The organism is Bifidobacterium pullorum subsp. gallinarum (assembly GCF_000741215.1).
In the GTDB taxonomy this organism is placed as follows: domain Bacteria; phylum Actinomycetota; class Actinomycetes; order Actinomycetales; family Bifidobacteriaceae; genus Bifidobacterium; species Bifidobacterium pullorum_B.
Genome location: NZ_JGYX01000002.1, coordinates 82147 through 93801 on the forward strand (window position 1 = coordinate 82147; position 11655 = coordinate 93801).

General features: G+C 66.3%; 6 protein-coding genes and 1 pseudogene. 2 read left to right on the plus strand and 5 right to left on the minus strand.

All coding sequences use genetic code 11. From position 1 onward, the window contains the following. Window positions 1-71: 71 nt before the first annotated feature. The 4 genes from mfd to BIGA_RS02635 form a co-directional block, all read right to left on the minus strand. Complete coding sequence (gene mfd, locus BIGA_RS02620) at window positions 72-3605, minus strand: transcription-repair coupling factor (protein ID WP_033506316.1); 3534 nt, start codon at window positions 3603-3605, stop codon at window positions 72-74. 43 nt (window positions 3606-3648) lie between these two features. Then, window positions 3649-4248, minus strand: coding sequence for an aminoacyl-tRNA hydrolase (pth, locus tag BIGA_RS02625; RefSeq protein ID WP_033506145.1), 600 nt, complete (start codon window positions 4246-4248; stop codon window positions 3649-3651). Between the two features lie 115 nt (window positions 4249-4363). Beyond that, window positions 4364-4870, minus strand: a complete 507-nt coding sequence (locus BIGA_RS02630) for a GNAT family N-acetyltransferase (RefSeq protein ID WP_033506143.1) — start codon at window positions 4868-4870, stop codon at window positions 4364-4366. 110 nt (window positions 4871-4980) lie between these two features. After that, a complete protein-coding gene (locus BIGA_RS02635; RefSeq protein WP_033506142.1) occupies window positions 4981-8226 on the minus strand; it encodes a UPF0182 family membrane protein in 3246 nt (1081 codons plus the stop codon). A gap of 210 nt (window positions 8227-8436) precedes the next feature. Here BIGA_RS02635 and BIGA_RS08940 point away from each other — a divergent pair. Continuing rightward, window positions 8437-9659 (plus strand): annotated as a pseudogene (locus BIGA_RS08940) (glycoside hydrolase family 3 N-terminal domain-containing protein). Here BIGA_RS08940 and BIGA_RS02645 read toward each other — a convergent pair. Further along, window positions 9631-10566, minus strand: a complete 936-nt coding sequence (locus BIGA_RS02645; protein ID WP_202805498.1) for a LysR family transcriptional regulator — start codon at window positions 10564-10566, stop codon at window positions 9631-9633. The pseudogene BIGA_RS08940 and the gene BIGA_RS02645 overlap by 29 nt on opposite strands. Window positions 10567-10751: 185 nt before the next feature. On the opposite strand from BIGA_RS02645, the gene BIGA_RS02650 reads away from it, so the two are divergent. Then, window positions 10752-11639: a DUF3737 family protein gene (locus BIGA_RS02650; RefSeq protein ID WP_051917078.1), complete on the plus strand. Its 888-nt coding sequence runs from the start codon at window positions 10752-10754 to the stop codon at window positions 11637-11639. Window positions 11640-11655: the final 16 nt, after the last annotated feature.

Sequence of the window (11655 nt, forward strand, 5' to 3'; positions counted from 1 at the left end):
CGGACATTGTAGCAACGCAGTCCACACGGTCCAAACCATTCCCGGACACGGCGTCGTGTCCGGGAATCGCATCACCTGCGCGACTGGGGCTTCCAGGCCAGGTCGTCGAGCAGCTGGTCGGTCCAGGCCACCACCTCGTCCGAGCCCATCGGTTCGGAGCCGAAGGAACCGGCGAACGGGGTCGGGATCAGGTAGGTCTTGGTGACCGGCCGGTACTGCACGCCCTTGTAGATGCGGGCGATGCGCATCTGCACCGACTCGGGCGGCTCGATCTTGGCCACGCGCACACGGTTGCCCTGGGCGATGATCTCGGTCAGGCCCAGCGCACGCGCCTTGTTGCGCAGACGCGCGACGGCGAACAGCGTGGCGAACTCGATCGGCGGATTGCCGTAGCGGTCGGTGAGCTCCTCGCGCAGCTCCTCCAGATCCTGCTCGTTGCGGGCGGCGGCGAGCTTGCGGTAGGCCTCCAGACGTAGCTTGTCGGAGTCGATATAGTCCACCGGAATCGACGCCTCGATCGGCAGATCGATGCTGACGGCCACCGGCTCGGTGCGTTCCGGTTCCTTGTACGCCTCCACGGCCTCGGAGACCATGCGCACGTACAGGTCGAAGCCCACGCCCTCGATGTGGCCGGACTGCTCGTCACCCAGCAGGTTGCCGGTGCCGCGCAGCTCCAGATCCTTCATCGCCACGTCGAAGCCAGAACCCAGCGCGGTGTTCTGGGCGATGGTGGCCAGACGGTCGTGCGACTGCTGGGTCATCGGCTTGCTCGGATCGTACAGGAAGTACGCATAGGCGCGTTCGCGGCCACGGCCGACGCGGCCGCGCAGCTGGTGCAGCTGGCTCAGGCCGAAGCGGTCGGCATGGTCCACGATCAGCGTGTTCGCGTTCGAGATATCCAGGCCGGTCTCGATGATCGTGGTGCATACGAGCACATTGATGTCGCGGTGCCAGAAGTCGCGGATGATTTGGTCGAGCTGCTTCTCCCCCATCTTGCCGTGGGCGGTGCCGACCTTGGCCTCGGGCACGAGCTCCTGGATCTTCGCCGCCATGCGGGAGATGTCGGCCACGCGGTTGTGCACGTAGAACACCTGGCCGCCGCGCAGCAGCTCGCGTCGGATCGCCGCGGTGACCTGCGCGTCCTCGTAGGCGCCCACGTAGGTGAGCACGGGCAGACGGTCCTCCGGCGGGGTGGCGAGCGTGGACATCTCGCGGATGCCGGTCACCGCCATCTCCAGCGTGCGCGGGATCGGCGTGGCGGACAGGGAGAGCACGTCCACGTTGGTGCGCAGCGCCTTGAGCGTCTCCTTGTGTTCGACGCCGAAGCGTTGCTCCTCGTCGATGATGACCAGCCCCAGGTCCTTGAACTGGATCTTGGGGTTGAGCAGTTTGTGCGTGCCGATGACCACGTCCACGGTGCCGTCCTGAAGCCCCTTGATCGTGTCGTTGATCTCCTTGGTGGTCTGGAAGCGGCTCATCGCCTTGACGGTGACGGGGAAGCCCTCGTAGCGCTCCGAGAAGGTCTCGTAATGCTGCTGGACGAGCAGCGTGGTCGGCACGAGCACGGCCACCTGCTTGGAATCCTGCACGGCCTTGAAGGCGGCACGCACGGCGATCTCGGTTTTGCCGAAGCCCACGTCGCCGCAGATGAGGCGGTCCATCGGGATCGGCTTCTCCATATCGGCCTTGACCTCGTCGATGGTGGTCAGCTGGTCGGCGGTCTCCTGGTACGGGAACGCGTCCTCCAGCTCCTTCTGCCACGGAGTGTCCGGGCTGAACGCGAAGCCGGGCGTGCGTTGGCGGGCCGAATACAGCTTGACCAGATCCTCGGCGATCTCATGGACGTGTTTGCGGGCCTTGGCCTTGGTGGCCGCCCAGTCGGAGCCGCCCAGCTTATTGAGTTTCGGGGCCTCCGCGCCGATGTACTTGCTGACCTGGTCGAGCTGGTCGGTGGGGATGAACAGCTTGTCCGGCGGGGCGCCGCGTTTGCTCGGCGCGTATTCGATGACCAGGTATTCGCGCGTGGTCTTCGCATCCCCGGCTCCGACGGCACGCTGACGCATCTCGACGAACCGGCCGATGCCATGCTGCTCGTGCACCACGTAGTCGCCGGTTTTCAGCTCCATCAGGTCGATGGCCTTGCGCCGCCGTTTCGGGGTTTTGGCCTGGGCCGCGGCGCTGGTGCGGCCGGTCAGGTCGCGTTCGGTCAGCAGCGCGACGCCGGCGGCCGTGTCGACGAATCCGTCGATGGCCTGCGCACGGATCGTCTCGAACCGGGTGATGCCGGTCTCGTTGATCGCGCGCTTGAGTCGGGCGAGCGTGCCGTGCGCGGCGGCGGTCACCGTCACCTGCAGGCCGGCGTCGATCAATCCCTCGATGCCGGTGGCCGCGCGATGCTCGTCGCCCCGGTATTCGGCCGGCGCATGAGCCGCCAACGCGATGCGTCCGGGACGGGAGGCCTCGACGGTGAAGCTGGTGAGCCGCCACACGTCGAAATCCCGGTAGGTCAACGACGTGATGGTTTCATCGAAATCCAGGAAGCTGGCCTGGTCGAAGCTGATCGGGGCGCCCGCACCGTGACCGGACGCGGCGACGTGCCAGCTGGCCGCCAGAAACTCGTTCGCGGTCTTCATCAGATCGTCGGCGGCGCGACGCAGCTTTTCCGGATCGGACAGCATGACGACCGCATGGTTCGGCAACATGCCGGTGATCGACTCCATGTCGTCGACGAGGGCGGGCAGCAGGGATTCCATGCCTTCGACCGGAATGGCGTTCGCGATCGATTCGAGCATGTCCTCGGCGTTGGGGATCCGGCCGATCAGGCTGCGGGCCCGTTCGCGAATCGCTTCGGTGAGTTGCACCTCGCGGCAGGGCGTCGCCCAGATGCTCCTGAGTCCATCGCCGTAGGTGCGCTGGTCGGAGGCGTGGAACTCCCGGATCGAGTCGACCTCGTCGCCGAAGAACTCGATGCGCACCGGATGGGGTGCGGTCGGCGGGAACACGTCGAGCAGACCGCCGCGGACGGCGAACTCGCCGCGGTCCATCACCAGGTCGACGCGCGTGTACGAGTTCTCCACCAGCCGGGCCGCCGCCTCGTCGAGCGGCAGCTCCTCGCCGACGGTGAAGACCAGCGGCTCCACATCGCCCAAACCGGCGACGACCGGTTGGATCAGCGAGCGCACGGGCATCACCAGAATGCGGATCGGGCCGAACATCGCGTCGCCGGGTTCGGGATGACACAGCCGGCGGAAGACGGCCATACGGCTGGCCACGGTGTCGGCGCGAGGTGACAGGCGTTCATGCGGCAACGTCTCCCACGCCTCCAGCTGGGCGATGTCGTTCGGGTCGCCGTCGTACCAGGAGCGCAGCGCGTTGACGGTCTCCTCGGCCTCACGGCCGGATGCGACGAGATAGACGACCGGGGAACGACGGGCCACGGCTGCGGCAAGCGCCGGACGCACGCCTTCGGGGGCGCCGACGACAATCGACGGATCGGCGGCGCCTTCAGGTCGATCGAAGTCGTCCGTGGCCAACGCATGGAAGCTCGGGTCCCTGTCAAGGGACTCCAGCAGCCCCGACAACGATCCTTCGACCAGTTGGTTCATTGTCGTTTCCGCACGCGCTTTGCGTTCGCGCGACGTTTCACGGTCAGCGACCATTGAACTGCTCCTGGGTCTTGTTCAATCCGTTGAAGATGATCGATTCGGCGGCGTCGGCGCCGTCGGCCAGGAATTCCGGCAGCCGCTTGCGCTGGTCGGGGCCGAATCCGCCCAGCACCCAGTTGATCGTATTGTCATGCGCGTTCGCGCCGCGCCGGGCATGGCCGACGCCCATGCGCACACGCGCGTACTTCGGCGTGCCCAGGGACTTGTCGATGGATTTGATGCCGTTGTGGCCGCCGGCCGAACCGCCCGACTTGACCTTGATGCGGCCGAAGTCCAGGTCCATGTCATCGTGGATGACGACGATGCGGTCCGGTTCGATCTGGTAGTAGGCGCTGATGGAGGCGACCGCGTTGCCGGAATCGTTCATGTAGGTCAGCGGCTTGGCCAGGAAGAACTTGACGGTCCGGCCGTTGAGGTTCATGGCCCCCTTGCCCAGCATGGCCAGACCCTTATGGTCGGAGAAGGCGACCGACCAGCGTTCGGCCAGCAGGTCGGCCGTCATGAAGCCCATGTTGTGCCGTGTGTCCTCATACTTCTTGCCCGGGTTGCCCAACCCCGCAATCAACCAGAAATCCGATGCCATATCGCCCTGTCCTTCGTCATCATGTCTATCAAACGGAACGATTGTACCATCGGACCTCTTGTCTCACAGGGTGAGCCGATTCACTCGGCAACGCCCCCGGAAACCGCGAATCGGCTTATAAGGGAAGGCACCAATAGGCGATGTCGTGCCGGATGCCGCCGGGCAGGTGGACCGCGTCGGGCATCAGGCCGAATCGCTCGAAGCCGAAATGCCGCATCAGCGCGCTGGAGCCCTCGTTGTCGGCGAAGATCAATGTGGCGGCCATGCGATGCCCCACCCGCCGGGCCTCGGCCAGCAGCCAGGCGACCAGCTGGCGGCCGACACCCTGACGCCGCCATGCGGAGCCCACGTAATAGCTCAGTTCGACCACGCCGTCATAGCCGGCGCGCTCGTGATACCGCGACAGCGAACCGAATGCAACGACCTCGCCGTCGGCATTCTCCACGACGACGACCGGATAGAGGGAGCGCGGCTCGTGCGAGTCGACCCAGGCCTTGCGCTGCGCGAGCGTGCGAGGTTCGATGTCGGCGCTGGACATGCGCTCAAGCACCGCCTCGTTGTAGATGTCGGTGATGGCCTGCAGGTCGGCGTCGGTCGCGCCGCGGATGATGAATTCGCTCATGGGGCACCAGCATATCGACGGCCACCCCCGGATACGACTGTGGGGCGCGGCAAGTACCACGCCCCACAGAGATAGTCGCGACCGGTCAATGCCCGGTCACCGGAGACCGGCTAGTTCCCCAGCTCCAACGCCTTGTTGATGGCCTCCTCCAGACGGTCCTGGGCCTCGCCGTAGGCGGTCCAGTCGCCGTCCTTCAGCGCGGCGTCCGAATCCTTCATGGCCTGGGCGGCGTCATCGAGGGCGGCCTTCAGGTCGCCGGTCGCGGCACCCGAACCGCCGCCATTCGGCGTCGACCCCGACCCGTCGGCCTGTCCGTCCGTCCCGTCGTCGGCCGCCGCGTCGCCGGATTCGCCATCCTGCGAGGCGGTGTCGTCCTGCGTCGACCCCTGGGAGCCGGGCTCGCCGGCGTTCTCGGCATCGCCGGCCGAGGCGCCCGAATCGCCGCCGAAGACCTGGTCCAGCGCCTCGTCCAGCGTGTCCGCGAAGCCGACCTGGTCGCCGAAGGCCACCAGCACCTTCTGCAGCATCGGATAGCTCGTCGCACCGCTGGATCGCACGTACACCGGCTGCACGTACACCAGGCCGCCGCCGAGCGGCAGGGTCAGCAGGTTGCCGCGTTCCACGCTGGTGGACCCGGATTCGAGCAGGTTGAGTTCGCGGGACACGTCGGCGTTCGCGTTGAAGTTGTTCTGCGCCTGTCCGGGGCCGGGCACGTTGGAGGATTGCGGCAGCTCCTGCAATCGGATCGTGCCGTAGTGCTCGCCGATCACGCCCGCCTCGTTGCCCGCGTCCGAATCCACCGACAGGAAGCCGGTCAGGATCTCACGGGTGGAGGAGCCGGCCGGGATGTAGGTGGAGGTCAGCGAGAACACGGGTTCGCTGCTGCCGCCGGTCTGCAGCGTCAGATAGTAAGGCGGCTGCAGCACGGACTGGCCCTGCGACTGCGCGCTGGAGGAGGCCGTCGGATCGTTCGGGGTCTGCCAGAAGTCCTCGCCGGAGAAGAACTGGCTGGCGCTGGAGACGTGGTAGCGTTCCAGCAGCTGGCGCTGCACCTTGAACAGGCTCTCCGGGTAGCGCATGTGGCTCATCAGGTCGCCGGAGATCTCGGAGAGCGAGTGGTACTGGCCGGGGAAGATCTGCTGCCAGGCCTTGATGACCGGATCGTCCTCGTCCCAGACGTACAGGTCCACCGAGCCGTCGTAGGCGTCGACGGTAGCCTTGACCGAGTTGCGGATGTAGTTGGCCTGCTGCGAGTTCAGCCCCTGCACGGTCTGCGAGGTTTCGGTGGTCGAGTCCTCGGTGGCCGCACCCAGATCCGTCATCTGCGAGTACGGGTAGGCGTCGGAGGTCGTGTACCCGTCGATGATCCACTTAACGCGCCCGTCGACCACGGCCGGGTAGACGCGGCCGTCGAGCGTCAGGTACGGGGCGACCTTGGCGACGCGTTCGCGCGGGCTGCGGTCGTACAGGATCTGCGATTCGGACGTCACGCGGTCGGAGAACAGGATCTGTTCGGAGCCGAAGCGCACCGCGTACAGCAGTCGGGAGAAGATGTTGCCGACCGAGGGGCCGCCGTCGCCGTCGAAGGTGTTCGTGGCGCCCTCGTCCGAACCGGTCGGGTAGTCGAACTCCCAGGATTCGGTGCCCTCCGGCGCGCCGACGATCGAATACTCGGTGGCGTTCGGCGAGAAGTAGATGCGCGGCTCGTACTGTTCCGACTCGGTCAGCGCACCCTGCGTGGGGATGCCGTATTCGAAGAACTCGGGCTGGCCGTCGGCCGTGACCTTGTTGCCGTAGGCGGCCACGACGCCGTAGCCGTGCGTGTACACGGTGTGGTCGTTGACCCAGTTGCGGTTGTCGAGGCCGCTCAGGTCAAGCTCGCGCGCGGCGATGACGGTATCCTGGCTGACGCCGTTCACGTTGTACTTGTCCACGGCGAGCGTGTCGGCGAAGGTGTAGTACTGGCGCGACTGCTGCAGCTGCTTGAAGGTCGGCGAGACGATCTGCGGGTCGAGCAGTCGGATCTGCGCGGTCGATTCGGCCGACGCGGACAACGCGCCCGCCTCGCCCTCGGTGGTGGCGTCGTACTCCTCGACGGCGATGTCGTCCAGGCCGTACGCCTGCTTGGTGGCCGCGATGTTGCGCTCGATATAGGTCGATTCCATCTCCTGCGCGTTCGGGTCGACACGGAAACGCTGCAGGACGACCGGCCAGACGCCGGTGAGCAGCACGGCGGCGACCACGACGATGGCGACGGAGACCACCGGCACGCGCCACGCCTTGAGCGCCGTGATGGCGCGCACGCCGAGCGGCGCGCTACCCTCCAGCGCGTGCGAGGTCATCAGCCAGACACCGAGCACCACGCCCAGGATGGCCACCAACGCGGCCATGACGAACGTGACGGGGATGGTGGCATGCACCGATGTGTAGTTCGCGCCGGTGAACCGGTCGCCCTGCGTGGTCAGGTGGGTGAACACCCCCATGACCATCTGCGCGGCGAACGCGAACATGTTGAGCATCAGCCAGACGCCGAGCTGACGGCGGGCGCGCTTGGTGATGGCGAACAGACCACGGCCGTTGACCGGCATGGTGATGCGGATGCCGCCCATCAGCACATGGGTGATGACGGAGAACACGATGCCGACCAGCAGCATGGTGGACACGGCGCTCATCACCAGTTTCAGACCGGGCAGGATGAAGACGTAGAAGCCGTTGTCCAGTCCGAACTGCGGGTCGGTGGTGCTGAAGCTCTGCGCGTTGAACATGAGCAGGATGTCGGACCAGTTGGCGTTGAACTGCGAGCCGAACGCCACACCGACCACCAGCGCCACGATAACCGCCACCATGCGGGCGTGCTTGGAGCTGATGCCGTTGGCGATCTCGACCACGTCACCGTGGATACGCACCGTGGAGCCGTCGGCGTCCGCCGGGCGGGCGTGGATGGCCAGGGTGGCCGACAGGAAGCCGACCGCAGCCACCAGCAGCGCGTAGGCCACCCAGACGCCGACGCGCACGCCCAGCTGGGTCCAGATCACGCTCTGGAAGCCGAGCTGTCCGTACCACATCAGGTCGGTGATGAAACGGGACAATCCGAAGAACAGTCCCACGATGACGGCCAACGCCAGGACCACGCCGATGAGGATGCGGCTGCCTCGGCCGTTGCCGCGCGGCCGCTCGGGTTGGCGCGTGATGCGCGGGCCGGCGGGCCGTTGCGGGGGCGGGGTGCGGTGGGAGGCGTCGTCGCCGTCGGTTTCCACGTTCAGGATCACCGGGTCGTCATCGGTGCCTGCGGCGTTGCGGCGACGGGGGTCGTCGTCGGGGTCGAACATCATGCCAAACGCATCGAAAAAAGACATGTGTCCAGCCTAGCGGGTGGTTCGGAAGTACGCGACCAGGCGAATTGTTCCCCTTTCAGGCTATGGGACCGGCGCATCGTCCGTGTTCCGGGATGCCGGTTTCGCCGGGGTTATACGGCTGCGATGGAATAATCGGGAGATATGGAAGAACCCGCGATGCACCACAGTCGGACCGGAGCGCCGGTCACCCCCCGCCGTTGGCCCGCCGCGCTGGCGGTGGTCTGCGTATTGGCCGTCCTGACGGCGGCCGTCCTTTGGTGGGTCGCGCTACGGCCTTCGGGCGCGGCCGGACCGGATACGCCACCCGCGGCCTCCGCGCCGGCCGAGGGGCAGGACGGACAAGCGTCCGCGCACGAGGACGCCGACAAGGAGCCGGCGCCGGAGCCCGTGGACGACTCCCCCCGCGCCAAGGCGCAGCGCGCCGTTGAGGCGATGAGCATTGAGGAGCGCGTCGGGCAGCTGGTCATGGCGCCGCTGTACGCGGGCACCGACCCCTCGGCCCTGTACGACCTGATCGCCAACCAGCATGTCGGCTCGGTGCTGATCATCGGCAATTGGTGGTCGGGCACCGCCGGGGTCCGCCAGGCCACCGATGTCCTGCAGTCATACGCGCCGGCCGATAACCGGCTGCTGATGACCACCGACCAGGAGGGTGGTCTGGTCCAGCATCTGCAGGGACCCGGATTCGACACGATGCCGACGGCCGTGGACCAAGGCGCGATGAGCACCGATGCGCTGCGCCAGTCGGCCGCCGTGTGGGGCTCGCAGCTCAACCAGGCCGGCATCAACGTGGATCTGGCCCCGGTGGTGGGCACCGTGACGGTCGACCGCGGCTCGAACGCCCCGATCGGCGCGCTGTACCGCGACTTCGGCCTGGATGCGCAGGGCAACGCCGAGCATGCCACTGCATTCATCGACGGCATGCGGGATTCCGGCGTCGAGACCGTGATCAAGCATTTCCCCGGATTGGGCGGCGTGACCGGCAACACCGATTTCACCGCCAACGGCATCCTGGACACCACCACCACGCTCGACGGCCCAGAGATCAAGGCGTTCCTCACGGCGTTGCAGGCCGATCCGTCGATGGTGATGATGTCGCTGGCCACCTATCAGCAGATCGATCCGAACAATCCCGCCGCGTTCTCCTCCACGCTGATCGACGGGTATCTGCGCGGCACGGTCGGCTATGACGGCGTGATCACCTCCGATTCGCTGTCCGCGGCGGCGTTGGGCGGCTTCGACCCGCGTGAGATCGGTATGCGCTTTGTGGATGCCGGGCCGACCTGGCCTGCATCGGCGCCGCGGACTATGTCCAGCCGATCCTGGACGGGTTGAACGAGCGCGCCGCCTCCGACCAGGCGTTCGCCGAGAAGGTCACCCGTTCCGCGATCCGCGTGATGACGCTCAAATACGAGATGGGCCTGGCGCAATAGCCGATGCGGCCAGCTCCTCGCGCAACGCCTGCAGGAAGCAGGCCGCCACGCGGGTGAACCGGCGGTCGGACTTCCACACCACATTGAGCCGGGCCTCCAGGCGCGGACTGAGCGGGCGGAACGTGAGGTTGGTGTCCCCGGTCACGTTGACGATGCGGTCGAGGCACAGCGCGTAGCCCAGCCCCTCCGACACCATCAGCGCACCGTTGTTCAGCAGATTGTAGGTGCCGACGACCCGCAGGTCGCTCTGCCCCATCCCGCTCCAGGCACCGAATTCACGGTCGAAGCGGGTCTCCTGGGATACGATGAGCGGCAGCCTCTTGAGGTCGTCGACGGTGATCGACTCCCGTGCGGCCAGGGGATCGTCGCGCCGCATCATCACACCCCAGACGTCGCAAACGGGCAGGGTGATGTACGCGTACTTGGTCGTGTCATACGGTTCGAACAGCAGCGCGAAGTCGAGCAGCCCCGAATCCAGACGCGAGGTGACGTCCTCGGTGTTGCCCGAATAGATATGGAACCGGGCCTGCGGATAGCGGAAGGTCATCGCCCGCGCGGCGCGCGCCAGCAGACGCATCGCATCGGTCTCCCCCGCGCCGATGTACACCGGACCGCCGACCGGTTCCTCCATCGAGGTGATCTCCGCCTCCGCACGGTCCGCCAACGTCACGATCTCCTCGGCGCGTTCGCGCAACAGCTCCCCCTCCGGGGTGAGCGTGATCGTCCGACTGCCGCGTTCGAACAGCGTGCAGCCGAGCCTGGATTCGAACTCGCGCAACTGACGGGACAGCGACGGCTGCGACATGCCGAGGTATTCGGCGGCGCCGGTGATGCTCTGCTCCTCCACCACCGCCAGGAAATACCGCAGAATCCGCAGCTCCATGCCGCCATTGCGGTTATGCGCCATCACGGCCTCCCTGAATATCCCACGGCGCACGTTGTTGTACGGTACCGCGCCCCATGCCTCAAATCATACCAATTAAGCATGGCTATGCCCCAGCCCAAGCATTTGCGCATCGCCTCGGCCGGGGTTATCATCCCGTGCAGCGTTACTGACTACAATCCTGATTCCCCATCACGAATGGACGTATGATGACCGAACCCACCAATCCCAACAACGCCAAGACCGCCGACGCCGCCGACCGCGTCGAGCAGGGCTATCTGACCGGCGAGCGCGCGGCGTTCGCGGCGGACGGCGTGACCTATGTCGACACGATTTTCGCCGACGGCGAATCCCCGCTCAAGCATGCCCGGAACATCACGCTGATTGACAGCTCCTTCCAGTGGAAGTACCCGCTGTGGTACTGCAGGGACGTGACCGTGCGCGGATGCACCTGGTTCGAGATGGGCCGCGCCGGCGTGTGGTACACGGATAACATCACCGTGGAGAATTCGACCGTGGTGGCGCCGAAGAACTTCCGCCGCTGCAACGGCGTGACGCTGCGGCATGTGGAGTTCCCGAACGCCGAGGAGACCCTGTGGTCCTGCCGCAACGTGACGTTGGACGACGTGGCCGTGCACGGCGACTACTTCGCGATGAACTGCGAGGACATGAAGGTGGACGGCCTGCGGCTGGTCGGCGGGTACTCGTTCGACGGCGCGCGGAACGTGGAGATCGCCAATTCGCGGCTCATCACCAAGGACGCGTTCTGGAACTCGGAGAACGTGACCGTGCGCGACTCGTTCATCACCAGCGAGTACCTGGGATGGAACGCCCGGAACCTCACGCTGATCAACTGCACGATCGAGAGCCTGCAGGGCCTGTGCTACATCGACAATCTGGTGATGCGCGGCTGCCGGCTCAACCATACGAACCTGGCGTTCGAGTATTCGACGGTGGACGCCGAGATCGAAGGCCATATCGACAGCGTGCTCAACCCTGCCGGAGGCAGGATCAAGGCCGGTTCGATCGGCGGGATCACGCTCGATCCGGCGCGCATCGATCCCGCGGCCACCGTGATCGAGACCGCGGACCGCTGAACGCCCCGCGGTGCGC